The sequence below is a fragment of the uncultured Sutterella sp. genome (assembly GCF_937923675.1).
GTDB lineage: Bacteria > Pseudomonadota > Gammaproteobacteria > Burkholderiales > Burkholderiaceae_F > Sutterella.
Genome location: NZ_CALDXB010000025.1, coordinates 1 through 15,533, shown reverse-complemented (window position 1 = coordinate 15,533; position 15,533 = coordinate 1). Strand labels below are relative to the sequence as shown.

General features: G+C 59.1%; 29 protein-coding genes. All 29 read right to left on the bottom strand.

Annotated features, from left to right (window positions below; all coding sequences use genetic code 11):
- Positions 1–42: 42 nt before the first annotated feature.
- Positions 43–429, bottom strand: a complete 387-nt coding sequence (locus Q0106_RS02650; protein WP_297608469.1) for an RNA-binding S4 domain-containing protein — start codon at positions 427–429, stop codon at positions 43–45.
- A gap of 122 nt (positions 430–551) precedes the next feature.
- Entirely contained in the window at positions 552–980 is a 429-nt protein-coding gene (gene rplQ / locus Q0106_RS02645) for a 50S ribosomal protein L17 (RefSeq protein WP_297608466.1), read from the bottom strand.
- A gap of 193 nt (positions 981–1,173) precedes the next feature.
- Positions 1,174–2,193, bottom strand: coding sequence for a DNA-directed RNA polymerase subunit alpha (gene rpoA, locus Q0106_RS02640; RefSeq protein WP_297608463.1), 1,020 nt, complete (start codon positions 2,191–2,193; stop codon positions 1,174–1,176).
- A gap of 271 nt (positions 2,194–2,464) precedes the next feature.
- Positions 2,465–3,091 (bottom strand): 30S ribosomal protein S4, encoded by a 627-nt coding sequence (rpsD, locus tag Q0106_RS02635; protein WP_139688422.1) that lies wholly within the window; start codon positions 3,089–3,091, stop codon positions 2,465–2,467.
- A gap of 110 nt (positions 3,092–3,201) precedes the next feature.
- Positions 3,202–3,609 (bottom strand): 30S ribosomal protein S11, encoded by a 408-nt coding sequence (rpsK, locus tag Q0106_RS02630; RefSeq protein ID WP_139688421.1) that lies wholly within the window; start codon positions 3,607–3,609, stop codon positions 3,202–3,204.
- Between the two features lie 13 nt (positions 3,610–3,622).
- A complete protein-coding gene (rpsM, locus tag Q0106_RS02625; protein ID WP_139688420.1) occupies positions 3,623–3,988 on the bottom strand; it encodes a 30S ribosomal protein S13 in 366 nt (121 codons plus the stop codon).
- A 12-nt stretch (positions 3,989–4,000) separates the two neighbouring features.
- Positions 4,001–4,114 carry a 50S ribosomal protein L36 gene (rpmJ, locus tag Q0106_RS02620; protein WP_139688419.1) on the bottom strand — a complete coding sequence of 38 codons (114 nt, stop codon included), beginning with the start codon at positions 4,112–4,114 and terminating at the stop codon, positions 4,001–4,003.
- Between the two features lie 316 nt (positions 4,115–4,430).
- Positions 4,431–5,756, bottom strand: coding sequence for a preprotein translocase subunit SecY (gene secY, locus Q0106_RS02615; protein WP_152157515.1), 1,326 nt, complete (start codon positions 5,754–5,756; stop codon positions 4,431–4,433).
- A 25-nt stretch (positions 5,757–5,781) separates the two neighbouring features.
- Positions 5,782–6,216, bottom strand: a complete 435-nt coding sequence (rplO, locus tag Q0106_RS02610) for a 50S ribosomal protein L15 (RefSeq protein WP_139688417.1) — start codon at positions 6,214–6,216, stop codon at positions 5,782–5,784.
- Between the two features lie 18 nt (positions 6,217–6,234).
- Positions 6,235–6,417, bottom strand: coding sequence for a 50S ribosomal protein L30 (gene rpmD, locus Q0106_RS02605; protein WP_139688416.1), 183 nt, complete (start codon positions 6,415–6,417; stop codon positions 6,235–6,237).
- A 15-nt stretch (positions 6,418–6,432) separates the two neighbouring features.
- Positions 6,433–6,951, bottom strand: a complete 519-nt coding sequence (gene rpsE, locus Q0106_RS02600; RefSeq protein WP_139688415.1) for a 30S ribosomal protein S5 — start codon at positions 6,949–6,951, stop codon at positions 6,433–6,435.
- Between the two features lie 14 nt (positions 6,952–6,965).
- Positions 6,966–7,334 (bottom strand): 50S ribosomal protein L18, encoded by a 369-nt coding sequence (gene rplR, locus Q0106_RS02595; protein ID WP_152157513.1) that lies wholly within the window; start codon positions 7,332–7,334, stop codon positions 6,966–6,968.
- A gap of 15 nt (positions 7,335–7,349) precedes the next feature.
- Positions 7,350–7,883, bottom strand: a complete 534-nt coding sequence (rplF, locus tag Q0106_RS02590; protein WP_139688413.1) for a 50S ribosomal protein L6 — start codon at positions 7,881–7,883, stop codon at positions 7,350–7,352.
- Positions 7,884–7,898: 15 nt separating this feature from the next.
- On the bottom strand, positions 7,899–8,294 hold the full coding sequence (gene rpsH / locus Q0106_RS02585) for a 30S ribosomal protein S8 (protein ID WP_139688412.1): 396 nt from the start codon (positions 8,292–8,294) through the stop codon (positions 7,899–7,901).
- A gap of 16 nt (positions 8,295–8,310) precedes the next feature.
- On the bottom strand, positions 8,311–8,616 hold the full coding sequence (gene rpsN, locus Q0106_RS02580; RefSeq protein ID WP_139688411.1) for a 30S ribosomal protein S14: 306 nt from the start codon (positions 8,614–8,616) through the stop codon (positions 8,311–8,313).
- 12 nt (positions 8,617–8,628) lie between these two features.
- A complete protein-coding gene (gene rplE / locus Q0106_RS02575; RefSeq protein WP_139688410.1) occupies positions 8,629–9,168 on the bottom strand; it encodes a 50S ribosomal protein L5 in 540 nt (179 codons plus the stop codon).
- A gap of 8 nt (positions 9,169–9,176) precedes the next feature.
- Positions 9,177–9,500 carry a 50S ribosomal protein L24 gene (gene rplX / locus Q0106_RS02570; protein ID WP_139688409.1) on the bottom strand — a complete coding sequence of 108 codons (324 nt, stop codon included), beginning with the start codon at positions 9,498–9,500 and terminating at the stop codon, positions 9,177–9,179.
- 13 nt (positions 9,501–9,513) lie between these two features.
- On the bottom strand, positions 9,514–9,882 hold the full coding sequence (rplN, locus tag Q0106_RS02565; RefSeq protein ID WP_139688408.1) for a 50S ribosomal protein L14: 369 nt from the start codon (positions 9,880–9,882) through the stop codon (positions 9,514–9,516).
- Between the two features lie 240 nt (positions 9,883–10,122).
- A complete protein-coding gene (rpsQ, locus tag Q0106_RS02560; protein WP_139688407.1) occupies positions 10,123–10,392 on the bottom strand; it encodes a 30S ribosomal protein S17 in 270 nt (89 codons plus the stop codon).
- A complete protein-coding gene (gene rpmC, locus Q0106_RS02555; RefSeq protein ID WP_139688406.1) occupies positions 10,389–10,583 on the bottom strand; it encodes a 50S ribosomal protein L29 in 195 nt (64 codons plus the stop codon). The genes rpsQ and rpmC overlap by 4 nt, the downstream gene beginning before the upstream one ends.
- A gap of 18 nt (positions 10,584–10,601) precedes the next feature.
- Positions 10,602–11,018: a 50S ribosomal protein L16 gene (gene rplP / locus Q0106_RS02550; protein ID WP_005431612.1), complete on the bottom strand. Its 417-nt coding sequence runs from the start codon at positions 11,016–11,018 to the stop codon at positions 10,602–10,604.
- Between the two features lie 2 nt (positions 11,019–11,020).
- Entirely contained in the window at positions 11,021–11,806 is a 786-nt protein-coding gene (rpsC, locus tag Q0106_RS02545; protein WP_139688405.1) for a 30S ribosomal protein S3, read from the bottom strand.
- A gap of 17 nt (positions 11,807–11,823) precedes the next feature.
- Entirely contained in the window at positions 11,824–12,162 is a 339-nt protein-coding gene (gene rplV / locus Q0106_RS02540) for a 50S ribosomal protein L22 (RefSeq protein WP_152157512.1), read from the bottom strand.
- Positions 12,163–12,441 (bottom strand): 30S ribosomal protein S19, encoded by a 279-nt coding sequence (rpsS, locus tag Q0106_RS02535; protein ID WP_139688403.1) that lies wholly within the window; start codon positions 12,439–12,441, stop codon positions 12,163–12,165. It abuts the gene before it with no gap.
- Between the two features lie 12 nt (positions 12,442–12,453).
- Positions 12,454–13,281 (bottom strand): 50S ribosomal protein L2, encoded by an 828-nt coding sequence (gene rplB / locus Q0106_RS02530; protein ID WP_139688402.1) that lies wholly within the window; start codon positions 13,279–13,281, stop codon positions 12,454–12,456.
- On the bottom strand, positions 13,281–13,580 hold the full coding sequence (gene rplW / locus Q0106_RS02525; RefSeq protein WP_139688401.1) for a 50S ribosomal protein L23: 300 nt from the start codon (positions 13,578–13,580) through the stop codon (positions 13,281–13,283). The genes rplB and rplW overlap by 1 nt, the downstream gene beginning before the upstream one ends.
- Entirely contained in the window at positions 13,577–14,194 is a 618-nt protein-coding gene (gene rplD / locus Q0106_RS02520; protein WP_139688400.1) for a 50S ribosomal protein L4, read from the bottom strand. Before rplD ends, rplW begins: the two co-directional genes overlap by 4 nt.
- Positions 14,195–14,205: 11 nt before the next feature.
- Complete coding sequence (gene rplC, locus Q0106_RS02515) at positions 14,206–14,850, bottom strand: 50S ribosomal protein L3 (RefSeq protein ID WP_297608448.1); 645 nt, start codon at positions 14,848–14,850, stop codon at positions 14,206–14,208.
- A gap of 175 nt (positions 14,851–15,025) precedes the next feature.
- Positions 15,026–15,337: a 30S ribosomal protein S10 gene (gene rpsJ / locus Q0106_RS02510; RefSeq protein ID WP_005431601.1), complete on the bottom strand. Its 312-nt coding sequence runs from the start codon at positions 15,335–15,337 to the stop codon at positions 15,026–15,028.
- Positions 15,338–15,533 lie beyond the last annotated feature (196 nt).

Below are 15,533 nucleotides of genomic sequence, written 5' to 3'. Positions count from 1 at the left end.
TTCTCTTCGGAAGAACGGCGGGCTTTTTGTTTGAGCGCACGATCAGCGGAAATCTTCCTTGAAGCGGCGGAGTTCGCGCCCTTCCCGTTTGGTGGGACGCCCCTGGCGAATGGTGCTCGAGGGTTCGAAGGCAAGCTTCATCATGGCGCGCCGCTCTTCGCGCGCCTTCATGCTTTCTTCCGTTTCCCGATAGAGCAGCTGCGCCTGCGAAGCCGGGCCGCGCACAGCAGAAAGCCCTTCGACATAAACGGTAAAGACCTCTTCGCCCCGGTGAATTTCAAGCCTGTCGCCCACGCGGACGTCGCGCGAAGGCTTTGCCCGCTGACCGCCGATCAGCACGCGGCCGAGTCCCACTTCATCCTGAGCAATGGAGCGGGTCTTGAAGAAGCGCGCAGCCCAGAGCCACTTATCGATGCGCATGGATTCCATTATGGGCTTTCCCCCTCGGGTCAATATACGATCGGATATGGAAAAGCCCGCACTTCCACGCGAGGGAAATACGGGCTTCTCGTACCTCATCCCGCAGTCATGCGGGATGCGCCTCAAGGCAATTATTCAGCCTTGACGTCTTCGGCGGGGGCGGCAGCGGCGGGAGCCGGAGCAGCAACTTCCTCAACCGGCATGGCGCGTTCGGTGAGTTCCATGTAGGCCATCGGAGCGTTGTCGCCGTTGCGGAAGCCCATCTTCAGGATGCGGGTGTAGCCGCCCTGACGGTTGGCGAAGCGCGGAGCAACTTCGTTGAAGAGCTTGACGACGACGTCGCGGTCACGAAGGCGATTGAAGGCGAGACGCTTGTTGGCGACCGTCGGCTCCTTGGCGAGCGTGATCAGGGGTTCGACAACGCGGCGGAGTTCCTTGGCCTTCGGAAGGGTCGTACGGATGGCTTCGTGCGTGATGAGCGAGCAAGCCATGTTGCGCAGCATCGAGAGACGATGAGCAGAGGTGCGGTTAAGCTTGCGATAGCCGTTGCGATGACGCATTTTATATTTCCTTGAATCTAAAAATCGGCCGGCGGAAGAAGCCGGCACTGCAGAAGCGCTCTTCCCCGTCATCTTCTATCTTCACGCGAAGTGAAGCGGTCGGGTGGAGGCGCTCGTAAGACGTACTAATGTACGAAAGGCGCGATTTTATATGATCGCGCCTTCCGTAATCAAGCCTTAGGGCTCAGAAATTTCAGCGGTCCGTGAGGCCCGGGGTGCCGGCACCGGCAGGCGGCCAGTTCTCGAGCTTGGAGCCGAGCGTAAGGCCGTGAGCGGCGAGGACTTCCTTAATTTCGTTGAGCGACTTGCGGCCGAGATTCGGCGTCTTGAGAAGCTCGTTCTCAGTGCGCTGAATGAGGTCGCCGATGAAGTAGATGCTCTCTGCCTTGAGGCAGTTGGCCGAACGAACGGTGAGTTCAAGATCGTCGACCGGACGAAGAAGGATCGGATCGAGGGGCGGCGGATTGTTCGACGAATCCTCAGTCTTCTGACCTTCAACATCCTGTTCCGGATGGATGGAGCCGAAGACGGCGAGCTGATCCTGGAGGATGCGCACGGATTCGCGCAGCGCTTCTTCCGGGCCGATAGCGCCGTTGGTTTCAATCGTGATCTCGAGCTTGTCGAGGTCGGTGCGCTGAGCAACGCGGGCAGCCATCACCTGATAGGCAACGCGGCGGATCGGCGAGAAGGAGGCATCCATGATGATGCGGCCGATCGAACTCTTCGAGTAGTCGTCGCGGAAGCCGCGGACGTCGCCGGGCTGATAGCCGCGGCCCTTTTCGATCTTGACCTGCATCTCGAGGCGGCCGCCGGAGAGGTGAGCGATGACGTGATCGGGATTGAGGACCGTAACGTCGTGCGGAAGATCAAAGTCGGCAGCGGTGACGACGCCTTCGCCGTCCTTGCGGAGCATCACAGTGACTTCATCGCGCTTTTCGAGCTTGAAGACAACGCCCTTCAGATTGAGAAGGATGTCGACCACGTCTTCGAGAACGCCGTCGATCTGAGAATACTCATGAACGATGCCGGTGATCTGCGCTTCCGTGGGGGCAAAGCCGACCATGGAGGAAAGAAGAATGCGGCGCAGAGCATTGCCGAGCGTGTGGCCGTAGCCGCGTTCAAAAGGCTCGAGCGTGATGACGGCACGGTTGGGGTTCTGCGGATCAACGTCAACGTCGACGCTGGTGGGCTTCAGGAGAGCTGTATTAGCCATCTCTAAACAAGTTCCTTTTAGTTCAATACCCTCGGCTCGTTACACCGATAAGGCTGAAAAGGCGGACAGATTGCAGGTGGCGCAAGCTGTCCCTAAACAGATGCATTTTAAATGCATCAGCAAAATCCTTTGCGGAATCAAAGAGAATTTTGCGGATGGATTCAAGAACAAAACGCGGCTCGAAAGGAGCCGCGTTTCGCCGTGTGTGCATCGATCTTTCGACCCGGAGAGCACCGAACAGAATGTCCGGTGCCCAGAGGATCCTCCCAGATCAGCGGGAGTAGCGTTCGATGATGAGCGCTTCGTTGATTTCCGGAGCGACTTCGTCGCGGGCCGGAAGGGTCTTGAAGGTGCCGGTGAACTTCTTGGCATCCACTTCAACCCAGGCCGGGAAGCCGTTCTGCTGCGCGAGGTCGAGAGCCTCGGCGATGCGGACCTGCTTCTGAGCCTTTTCACGGACGGCGATCACATCGCCGGCGCGAACGGAGTAGGAGGGAATGTTCACCTTGCGGCCGTTCACTTCGATAGCGCCGTGGCTGACGAGCTGGCGGGCTTCCGCGCGCGTCGAGCCGAAGCCCATGCGGTAAACGACGTTGTCAAGGCGGCTCTCAAGGAGCTGAAGGAGCTTTTCGCCCGTGTTGCCGCGGAGGCGGGAAGCCTCAGCGAAATAACGACGGAACTGACGTTCGAGAACGCCGTACATGCGCTTGGCCTTCTGCGTTTCACGCATCTGGTTGCCATAGTCGGACATGCGGGCTCCGGAGATCTTGCCGTGCTGGCCCGGCTTGGAGCCGACGTCCTTGACTTTGGACTCAAACGAACGACGGGCGCTCTTCAGATTCAGGTCAATGCCTTCGCGACGCGAAAGCTTGAGCTTGGGACCGAGATATCGTGCCATTTAAAAATGCCTCTCTTATCCTGTAGGACTCCCTACATTCAGTCCGTGCCGCCTCAGCATGCGGAACAACGGACGCGGGATTCAACAACAGAATGAATAATTCTGGAGTATTAGACGCGGCGACGCTTGGAGGGGCGAACGCCGTTGTGCGGGACCGGAGTCACGTCCTGGATGGAGGTGACGCGGATGCCGAGCGCGTTAAGCGCACGCACGGAAGACTCGCGGCCGGGACCAGGGCCCCAGATGCGGACTTCGATGTTCTTCAGGCCATGTTCGAGGGCGATCTTGCCAGCGTGGTCCGCAGCAACCTGAGCAGCGAACGGGGTGGACTTACGCGAGCCCTTGAAGCCCTGCGCACCCGACGACGAGGCAGCGATGGAGTTGCCCTGACGGTCGGTGATCGTCACGATCGTATTGTTGAACGAGGCGTGAATATGAGCGATGCCTTCCGTAACGACCTTGCGGACCTTCTTGCGGCCGCGGGCGGTAGCGGAGGACTTGGAGTTGTTGCCAGCCATAACTAACCTTTAATTACTTCTTGAGCGTGACGCCAACCTTGCGCGGGCCCTTGCGGGTGCGAGCGTTGGTGCGGGTACGCTGACCACGGACCGGGAGGCCGCGGCGATGACGCATGCCACGATAGGTGCCGAGGTCGATCAGACGCTTGATCGAGAGCTGGATCTCACGACGGAGATCGCCTTCAACGGTGAACTTGGAAACGGCATCACGGATGCGTTCGAGTTCAGCGTCGTCGAGGTCCTGGACCTTCTTCGTGCAGGGAATGCCGCAAGCATTGAGAATCTGGCGGGCACGCGGACGGCCAATGCCATAAATGGCAGTGAGACCGATCTCAGCATGCTGCTGCGGCGGAATATTGATACCGGCGATACGAGCCATTGTGTTACCTCTTTAGCCTTGACGCTGCTTGTGACGCGGGTCAGTGCAGATCACTCGAACAACGCCTTTGCGCTTGATGATCTTGCAGTTGCGGCACATTTTCTTAATTGAAGCTCTAACCTTCATTTAAATAATCTCCACAAGCTGATGAGCTTGGAATTTCGATGCCCACACGGCAGAAACGTCGAATAATAATCGACATTACGGAAACGCGCAACCGAATAGAGGCCCGGGCTTCAAAAATTTGCCTCCGTAACGGTTGTGCGAGGGGGAAAGCTTTATAGAGAGCAACTTCCCGCTGACCGGAATGATCAGTGGGAAGTTGAGCTTTCCATTCAGCCTGAAAGGGCAGCACATGCCGCCCTTTCAAAGCAATTTGGTCTCTTCCGCCTGAGGAAGCGATCGAACTCGAAAGTTCAGAACCTGAACTTTCGAAAGATGATCACTTCCGGGTGAGACCGCGGAAATTGGTTTTCCGCAGCAGGTTTTCGTACTGGTGCGTCATCATGTACGCCTGAACCTGACTCATGAAGTCCATCGTCACGACCACAACGATCAGCAGCGAAGTGCCGCCGAAGTAGAAGGGAACATTGAACTTGAGGTTAAGGAACTCAGGGACAAGACACACAAAGACGAGATAAGCCGCACCGCCGAGCGTAAGACGCAGGAGCACGCGGTCAATGTAACGCGCCGTCTGCTCACCCGGACGAATGCCCGGAATGAAGGCACCGCTCTTCTTCAGATTCTCAGCCGTTTCCTTCGGGTTGAAGACCAACGCCGTGTAGAAGAAGGCAAAGAAAATGATGAGCGCTGCGTAGAGGAGCGTGTAAAGCGGCTGTCCGGGCGAAAGCGCGGCCGCGAGGTCGCGAATCCAGCGAGTGGAATCACCCGAAGTAAACCAGCCCGCCAGCGTGGCCGGGAACAGAATCAGCGACGAAGCAAAGATCGGGGGAATAACGCCCGACATGTTCATCTTGAGAGGCAGATAAGAGCTCTGCCCGCCATAGATCTTGTTGCCGATCTGACGCTTGGCGTAGTTGACCGTGATGCGGCGCTGGCCGCGCTCAACGAAGACCACGAAAGCAGTGACGGCGAGGACGATGGCGATCACGAAAATCGCGGCAAGCGGGCTGATGGCGCCGGTCGACACAAGCTGGAAAAGTCCGCTCGTGCCGTTCGGGAGGCCGGCCACAATACCTGCGAAGATGATGATCGAAATGCCGTTGCCGAGACCGCGTTCGGTAATCTGCTCACCGAGCCACATGAGGAACATGGTGCCCGTGAGAAGCGAAACGGTCGTGGTAATGCGGAAGAGGAACCCGGGATCAATAACGAGCCCGGGCTGCGTTTCGAGCGCTACAGCGATGCCAAAGCCCTGGAAAAGACCGAGCAGCAGCGTCCCGTAACGGGTGTACTGCGTGATCTTTCTGCGGCCCTGTTCACCCTCTTTGCGGATCGCCTCCAGGCTCGGCAGCACGTACGACAGCATCTGGAAAATAATAGATGCCGAGATGTACGGCATGATGCCGAGCGCGAAGACGGAAAAGCGCGAGAGAGCACCGCCGGAGAACATGTTGAACAGCCCGAGAATGCCGCCCTGCTGCTGATTGAACAGCTGCTGGAGCATATCGGGATCAATACCGGGAACCGGCACATGAGCGCCGATGCGGTATACAACGAGTGCAAGCGCCAGGAAGATCAGGCGACCCTTAAGGTCGCCGTACTTGCTGAGGCCTGACTGCTGCTTTGAGCTGGGGCTATTCGCCACGTCCTATCCTCTTGCAGTTTGTCTCTTACTCTGCGACGGAGCCGCCGGCCGCCTCGATGGCAGCGCGGGCGCCCTTCGTCACGCCGAGGCCGCGCACCGTCACCTTGCGGGTGATGGCGCCCGACAGGATCACGCGAGCGTCCTTGGCAAGCGTCGAAACAACGCCAGCTTCCTTAAGGACGAGCAGATCGATTTCATCGACACCGAGACGTTCGAGATCGGAGAGGCGAACCACTTCGACGAACTTGCGGGAGAGGGACGTGAAGCCGCGCTTCGGGAGGCGGCGATACATCGGCATCTGGCCGCCTTCGAAACCGACCTTGTGGAAGCCGCCGGCACGCGACTTCTGGCCCTTGTGACCGCGACCCGCGGTCTTGCCCCAACCGGAGCCGACACCACGGCCAACGCGATGGTGAGCGTGCTTCGAGCCCTCAGCGGGCTTGATGGTATTCAAACGCATTTTGGGTCATCCTTCGGATCATTCAGCGCGCACGAGGTACGCAACCTTGGTGATCATGCCGCGAACGGCGGGCGTATCTTCGAGCTCGCGCGTCTGGCCGATCTTCTTGAGGCCGAGACCGAGAACGGTGGCGCGGTGATCCGCGTTCGTCCCGATCGGGCTCTTCACCAGAGTGACCTTGATGGTCTTCTTTTCGGACATGTCTTGGACTCCGGATTAGCCGAGCAGCTCTTCGACCGTCTTACCGCGCTTGGCCGCGATTTCAGCGGGCGAGCGGAGGTTTTCGAGGGCGTTGAGCGTCGCACGGACGAGGTTGTACGGATTGGTCGAGCCGTAGGCCTTCGCAACAACGTTGCGGATGCCGACAGCGTCGCAGACAGCGCGCATCGGGCCGCCGGCGATGACGCCGGAACCTTCCGGAGCCGGCATCATGATGACGCGGGAAGCGCCATGACGGCCTTCAACAGCGTGATGCAGCGTGCCGTTCTTGAGCGGGACGCGCTTCATCGTGTGACGGGCACGTTCCATAGCCTTCGTAACGGACTGCGGCACTTCGCGGGACTTGCCCGTGCCCATGCCGATGGAACCGTCGCCGTCGCCCACAACCGTGAGCGCTGCGAAAGCGAGAATACGGCCGCCCTTGACGGTCTTGCTGACGCGGTTGACCGCAATCATCTTTTCACGCAGGCCGTCGTCCTGTTCTTCGACCGCGTTTTTACCTTGAACCTTAGCCATTGCCAGCACCTCGGTTAGAACTTGAGGCCGGCTTCGCGCGCAGCTTCAGCGAGCGCGGCGACACGGCCGTGGTAACGGTAGCCAGAGCGGTCGAAGGCGCAGGTTTCAATACCGGCAGCCTTCGCCTTTTCGGCGATGCGAGCACCAACGATCTTGGCAGCGGCGACGTTGCCGCCACGGCCAGTCTGGTTGGCGAGCTGAGCGCGCACTTCCGGCTCGACCGTGGAGGCGGAGCAGAGCGTGCGGCCATTGTCGGCCGAAATGATGCTGGCGTAGATGTGCAGATTGGTACGATGGACCGTCAGGCGATCGACCTTCTGCAGCAGAATGCGGGCGCGCGTGGCGCGGGCGCGACGCAGGCGGCTTTGTTTCTTGTTGATCATCTTCTAACGTCCGAATTACTTCTTCTTGGTTTCCTTGATCACGACATGCTCGTTCGCATAACGGACACCCTTTCCCTTGTAGGGTTCGGGGGAACGATAAGCGCGAACTTCAGCAGCCGTCTGACCAACCTTCTGCTTGTCAGCACCCTTGATGATGATTTCAGTCGGGGTGGGCGTCTCAACCTTGATGCCGGCGGGCATGTGGTGCACAACCGGATGGGAGAAGCCGAGCGACAGATTGAGCTTGTCACCCTGAGCCTGGGCACGATAGCCCACGCCGACGAGGGCGAGGCGCTTTTCGAAGCCGACCGAGCAACCCTTCACCATGTCATTGACGAGGGCACGCATCGTGCCGACGTTGGCGTTGGACTCACGGGACTCATCGAGCTGCTCGAAGTGGAGGTGGCCCTCAGCTTCGGTAACCTTGACGAGCGGCAGGACGTGCATCTTCACTTCGCCGACGGGACCCTTGACGGTCACGTATTCGGGGGTGAGCGTAACGGTCACGCCCTTGGCGATGGTGACGGGGATCTTAGCGATACGACTCATTTCACACTCCTCGGGTTAGGCGACGTAGCAGATAACTTCGCCGCCGACGCCGGCCGCGCGGGCAGCGCGATCGGTCATCACGCCCTTCGGGGTCGAAACGATCGCGATGCCGAGACCGTTCATCACCTGGGGGATGCTGTCGTGGTTCTTGTAAATGCGCAGGCCCGGACGGGACACGCGCTCGAGGCGTTCGATAACCGGACGGCCGGCATAGTACTTGAGCGTAACGTTGAGCTCGTTCTTGCCGTTGTTAGCCGCCACTTCGTAGTTCTCGATGTAGCCTTCTTCCTTGAGGACCTTGGCGATGGCAACCTTCAGCTTGGAGGAAGGCATAACCACCGCGGCCTTGTCGACCATCTGACCGTTGCGGATGCGGGTCAGCATGTCGGCGATCGGATCACTCATACTCATTTCGCAATCTCCTCGCTTACCAGCTGGCCTTCTGGAGGCCGGGGATGTCACCGCGCATGGCGGCGTCACGAATCATTTCACGGCAAAGACCGAACTTACGGAAATTGCCACGGGGACGACCGGTAATCGCGCAACGGTTGCGCAGACGGACCGGGGAAGCGTTGCGCGGCAGCGCTTCGAGCTGTGCGCGGGCTTCGAGACGTTCATCCATCGAGCGGGTAGCGTCGTTGATGATCGCCTTGAGGGCGGCGCGCTTGGCCGCGAACTTAGCGACCGTCGCGCGGCGCTTGGCTTCGCGGTTAATGAGAGCAAGTTTTGCCATTTTGCGTCAACCTCAGTTGCGGAACGGGAAGCTGAAACCAGCGAGGAGAGCCTTGGCTTCTTCGTCGGTCTTAGCCGTCGTGGTGATGGAGATGTTCATGCCGCGGATCGAATCGATCTTGTCGTATTCGATTTCCGGGAAGATGATCTGTTCCTTGAGGCCGATGTTGTAGTTGCCGCGGCCGTCGAAAGCACGACCAGACACGCCACGGAAGTCGCGAACGCGCGGGAAGGCGATCGTAACGAGACGATCAAGGAAGTCGTACATGCGTTCGCCACGGAGGGTGACCATGCAGCCGATCGGCATGTTTTCGCGGATCTTGAAGTTCGCGATAGCCTTGCGGGTGCGGGTGACCATCGGCTTCTGGCCGGCGATCTTGGTCATGTCGCCAACGGCGAATTCGATGTTCTTCTTGTCGTTAACGGCTTCACCAACGCCCATGTTGAGCGTGATCTTGGTGATGCGCGGAACCTGCATGACAGTCTTGTAGCCGAACTTCTTCATGAGTTCGGGGACAATGGTGTCGTGATAAAGGGAGCTGAAACGCGACATGGGTACCCTCATTCGGCCTTGGCACCGACAACGGCGCCATTGGACTTGAACACGCGAACCTTCTTGCCATCAACTTCCTTGAAGCCGATGCGTTCGCCCTTGCCCGTTTCCGGATTGACCAGCATAACGTTGGACTGATCGATCGGGAGGGTCTTGTCGACGATGCCGCCCTCGATGCCGAGGGTCGGATTCGGGCGAACGGCCTTCTTCACGACATTGACGCCTTCCACGAGAACGTGGCGGTCGTCAACGCGGGCGAGAACCGTGCCCTTGGTGCCGCGGTCGCGGCCGGCGATGACCACAACCTGGTCGCCTTTACGAATGCGCTGCATTTTCTCTCCTCAATTAGATGACTTCAGGAGCGAGCGACACGATCTTCATGAACTGCTCAGTGCGCAGTTCACGAGTCACCGGCCCGAAGATACGGGTGCCGATCGGCTCGAGCTTGCTGTTGAGGAGGACGGCGGCATTGCCGTCAAAGGCGATCTTGGAGCCGTCAGGACGACGAACGCCGTGAGCGGTACGGACCACAACAGCGTTGTAGACCTCGCCCTTCTTCACGCGGCCGCGCGGAGCAGCTTCCTTGACCGTCACCTTGATGACGTCGCCGATGTTGGCGTAGCGGCGCTTGGAACCGCCCAACACCTTGATACACATGACCGAACGCGCACCGGTGTTATCGGCGACGTCCAGTCGGCTTTGCATCTGAATCATTACTGAAAAATTCCCAACTTATTCCGCATACGCGGACAGTATTGGCCCCGTATGGCGGGGATGAGGTCCGATCATCCGCGCGAGTCATGCAGCAATGGCATGTGCGGACGACGGACTAAGAAATGCATCGCCCGGAATCCCACCAGAAGTGGCATCCGGGCGACGGGGTGCAAATATAACTGAACGTTCAGTTACTTTGCAAGCGATGTGGGGTGATTTTTTTCACCCCGCTCGACTTTCTTAGAGGACTTCGGCCTTCGTGAGGATCTTCGTCACGTTCCAGGACACAGTCTTGGAAACGGGGCGAACTTCCTCAATCTCGACACGATCACCCTCGCCGCAGGCGAGCTCATCGTGCGCGTGGTACTTCTTGCTCTTGACGACATACTTGCCGTAGAGCGGGTGCTTCACCTTGCGCTCGACAAGAACGGTGACCGTCTTGTCCATCTTGTTGCTCGTGACCACACCGATGAGAGTGCGGGTGAGCGATTCCTTCGTCTGTTCGGTCATTTCGTGGTCGCCTTCTGGGTGAGGATAGTGCGAACGCGCGCGATGTCGCGACGCGTCTGACGCAGCGAAGCCGTGTTCTGCAGCTGCTGGGTGGCCTTCTGCATACGCAGCTTGAAGTGCGTCTTCAGAAGTTCCTGCAGTTCCTGCTTGAGCTCGGTCTCACTCTTGGCACGCAGTTCCTTAGCGTTCATGTCCGTGTCTCCTTGTAATTACATGCCGACCTGGCGGACAACGAACGTGGTCTTCACGGGCAGCTTGGCAGCTGCGAGCGCGAAGGCTTCGCGGGCGAGCGACTCTTCCACGCCGTCCATTTCGTAGAGCACGCGGCCCGGCTGGACCAGCGCAACCCAGTATTCAGGATTACCCTTACCGTTACCCATACGGACTTCGGCAGGCTTCGAGGAAATGGGCTTGTCCGGGAAGATGCGAATCCAGACGCGGCCGCCGCGCTTGATGTGGCGCGTAATGGCACGGCGTGCGGCTTCGATCTGGCGGGCCGTGATGCGGCCGCGCTCAAGCGTCTTCAGACCAAACTCACCGAAGGAAACGTTCGCACCGCGGGTGGCGAGGCCGTAGTTACGGCCCTTCTGATCCTTGCGGTACTTGCGACGATTAGGCTGCAGCATCGTTATTCTCCGTCCTTAGCAGCCGGCTTGCGGGGAGCACGGTCCTGCTTCATATCGTTGCGACGGCCGTTGTTGCGGCGCGCACCGGGCTTGCCGTTGCGATCCGAGCGGCGGCCGCGGCGGTCTTCGCGCGGAGCCTGGGCTTCAGCGGGTTCTTCCGCGCCGAAGTTGTCTCCCTTGTAGACCCAAACCTTGACGCCGACAACACCGTACGTCGTGTGAGCTTCGCTCGTGGCGTAGTCGATGTTGGCGCGAAGCGTCTGCAGAGGCACGCGGCCTTCGCGGTACCACTCGTCACGGGCGATGTCCGCGCCGTTGAGACGGCCGGAGGACTGCACCTTAATGCCGAGAGCGCCGAGGCGCATGGCGTTCTGCATGGCGCGCTTCATCGCACGGCGGAACATCACGCGCTTTTCGAGCTGCTGCGTGATGCCGTCAGCGATGAGCTGAGCGTCAAGTTCAGGACGGCGAACTTCTTCGATGTTGACGTGAACGGGCACGCCCATCATCTTCTGAACTTCAGCCTTGAGAGCTTCAATATCAGCGCCCTGCTTGCCAATCACGATGCCCGGACGAGCCGTGAAGATCGTGATGCGCGCATTGTTGGCCGGACGTTCGATGAGAACGCGGGCGACGGACGCATTGCGGAGCTTCTTCAGGAGGAAGGCGCGAACCTTCAGATCTTCCTGGAGAGTGCTCGGGTAATCGCGGCCGCTCGCGTACCAACGCGACGTCCAGTTGCGCGTAACCGGGAGGCGGAAGCCGGTGGGATTAATTTTCTGACCCATGGTAATTCACCTGTTTCTTAGCTTTCGCCGTCGCCGACGGTGATGTAGATGTGGCTCGTCTGCTTGTTGATGCGCGTACCGCGGCCCTTGGCGCGGGCGCCGAAACGGCGCAGCGTAGCAGCCTTTTCCACATGGATCGTCTTCACATAAAGCGTATCGATGTCAGCACCGTCATTGTGCTCGGCGTTGGCAATCGCGCTTTCAAGCGCCTTACGGATGATGCCGGCAGCACGCTTCTGGGTGAACTCCAGAATCGTGAGAGCCTTGCCCACCTGCTGGCCGCGGATGAGGTCAGCAACGAGGCGACCTTTCTGGGCGGAAAGGCGAACGCCACGAACTTTAGCTGTCGTTTCCATTTACTTACCCACCTTCTTGTCGCCGGAGCTGTGGCCCTTGAACGTGCGGGTGAGCGCAAATTCGCCGAGCTTGTGGCCGACCATGTTTTCATTGATGTAAACCGGAACATGCTGACGGCCGTTGTGAACGGCAATGGTCAGACCGATGAATTCCGGAACAATCGTCGAGCGACGCGACCAGGTCTTGAGCGGACGCTTGTCGCGGCTCGCCTGGGCGGCTTCAACCTTCTTCATGAGGTGCCCGTCAACGAACGGGCCTTTTTTCAAAGAGCGAGACATTCTAGGGCTCCCTTACTTGCGGTTACGGCGCTGGATGATCATGGAATCCGTGCGCTTGCTGTTGCGGGTACGATAGCCCTTCGTGAGCTGACCCCACGGCGTGACAGGAGCGCGGCCAGTGCCGGTCTTGCCTTCGCCGCCGCCGTGCGGATGGTCCACCGGGTTCATGGCAACGCCACGAACGGTCGGACGGATACCGCGCCAGCGCTTGGCACCGGCCTTGCCGAGCTCGCGCAGGCTGTTCTCTTCGTTGCCGACGGTGCCGATGGTGGCACGGCACTCGATGAGAACGCGACGGACTTCGCCAGAACGCAGACGGACCTGAGCGTACTCGCCTTCGCGGGCGATCAGCTGGCCGAAAGCACCGGCAGCGCGCACAAGCTGAGCACCCTTGCCCGGGAGCAGCTCGATGCAGTGAATCGTCGAACCGACCGGGATGTTACGCAGCGGGAGCGTATTGCCGGCCTTGATCGGGGATTCGGGACCATTGAAGATCTGCTGACCAACCGTCAGGCCCTTCGGAGCAATGATGTAGCGGCGTTCGCCATCGGCATAAAGCACGAGAGCAATGTTGGCCGAGCGGTTCGGATCGTATTCGATGCGTTCAACGCGGGCGGGAATTCCATCCTTATCGCGCTTGAAGTCGATGATGCGATACGCACGCTTGGCACCGCCACCCTTATGACGGCAGGTGATATGACCGTTGTTGTTGCGGCCATTCGTACGATTCTTCTTCTCAACAAGAGCGGCCCAGGGCTTACCCTTGTGGAGCTCCTTGTTGACAACCTTGACCGCATGACGGCGGCCGGGGGACGTCGGCTTGAGTTTGACGAGAGCCATTACATCACCTCTTGCTCGAACTTGATTTCCTGACCCTCAGCGAGCGTGACGTACGCCTTGCGGACGTCATTGCGCTTGCCCATGAAGCGGCCAAAGCGCTTCTGCTTGCCCTTCAGGTTCAGAATCTGCACCGCCTTGACCTGCACCTTGAAGAGCAGTTCAACAGCGGACTTAACCTCGGACTTCGTCGCATCCGGGACGACGACGAAAGACCACTGATTGTGCTTTTCGCCGATCATCGTGCTCTTCTCGGAGACGATGGGACCGACGAGCACCTTCATCAGACGTTCCTGATTCATGCCAACATCTCCTCGATCTGAGCAACAGCCGCCTTGGTGGCCACGACCTTGTCAAAGTAGAGAAGGCACAGCGGATCCGCATAGCGGGGCGTAACGACGAGCACATCCTTCAGATTGCGCGAGGCGAGAATGATGTTGTCGTCAAGTTCTTCCTCACCAATGATGATGAGAGTGCGCTCGTTGAGGCCGAGCGTCTTGAGCTGACCAGCGAAGTCCTTGGTCTTCGGCGTTTCAGCCTTGAGGGCTTCAACGACAGCGAAGCGGGCGTCCGTCACGAGCTTCGAATAGATCGAAGCCATGGCAGCGCGGAACATCTTCTTGTTGACCTTCTGGCTGAAGTTTTCGTCCGGGGTGTTGGGGAATGTACGTCCACCACCACGCCACAGCGGCGAGCTCGTCATACCCGAACGGGCACGACCGGTACCCTTCTGGCGCCAGGGCTTCTTCGTCGAGTGATGAACATCGCGACGGTTGAGCTGAGCGCGGGTGCCCAGACGAGCGTTGGCCTGGAAGGCGACAACGATCTGATGCACGAGGGCTTCGTTGTATTCGCGGGCGAACACGGCGTCAGCAGCTTCGACCTTGCCCTGTTCGTTAAGGATATTGAGTTCCATTGTTTCGCTCCTTACGCCTTAACAGCAGGACGAACGATGACTTCACCGCCCTTGGCGCCCGGAACGGCACCGCGAACGAGCAGAAGCTGGCGTTCCTTGTCAACGCGGGCGACCACAAGATTCTGGGTCGTGCGGCGGACGTCACCGAGGTGACCGGCCATGCGCTTGCCGGGGAACACGCGGCCCGGGTCCTGGCGATTACCGATGGAGCCGGGGGCATTCGTCGTCACGGAGTTACCGTGGGAAGCACGGTTGGACGAGAAGTGGTGGCGCTTGATGGCGCCGGCAAAACCCTTACCGATGGTCGTACCCGTCACGTCGACCTTCTGGCCTTCCGTGAAGATTTCGACAGAGAGGGCCTGGCCGGGCTTGAATTCGGCGACCTTCTCCGCATCGATGCGGAACTCTTTAAGGGTGCAGGCAGCTTCGACGCCAGCTTTGGCAAACTGGCCGGCGAGCGGCTTGTTGACGCGCGAGGGCTTCTTCGTGCCGTACGCGACCTGAACGGCGTTGTAGCCGTCGGTGTCCTGCGTCTTGACCATGGTGACGCGGTTGTTCGACACGTCGAGCACGGTCACGGGAACGGTCGTTCCGTCGTCCGTGAAGATACGCGTCATGCCGATCTTGCGACCGACGAGGCCGAGCTTTTCACTCATTGTTTTCTCCACCCCGGCTGCGATTGGCCGGGACCGGTTTCATAAAAATGTCCCTGATTCTGCTTCAAATAGACAAAACAAAATCTGTTTGGGGACAAGAAAGGCGCGATTCTAGCGACCTCCGGCACTTCGTGCAATCGAAATCGCCGGAGTTTTTAGCTTGAATCTGAAAAGGTTACTGAACCTTGATCTTGACATCCACGCCGGCGGGGAGGTCGAGCTTCATCAGAGCATCAACCGTCTTGTCGGTCGGATCAACGATATCCATCAGACGCTGATGCGTACGGATTTCGAGCTGGTCACGGCTCGTCTTGTTGACGTGCGGCGAACGAAGGATGTCAAAGCGCTGGATGCGCGTGGGAAGAGGAACGGGGCCGCGAACGACAGCGCCGGTGCGCTTGGCGGTATCGACGATCTCGAGAGCGGACTGGTCGATGAGCTTGTAGTCGTAGGCCTTGAGGCGGATGCGAATGCGCTGAGACTGCATTTCGTTTTCCTAGAAAAAAGAACAGTTAAAAGAACAGAGGGAGCGGAGTATAACCCCGCTCCCTCTGTCGATCAAGTCGAATCAGGGACTTTTTCGCTCCTCTTTGAAGAAGCGAAAAAATCTAAGCTTCTCAGCAATTATTCGATGATCTGGGCAACGACGCCGGCGCCGACCGTGTGGCCGCCTTCGCGAATAG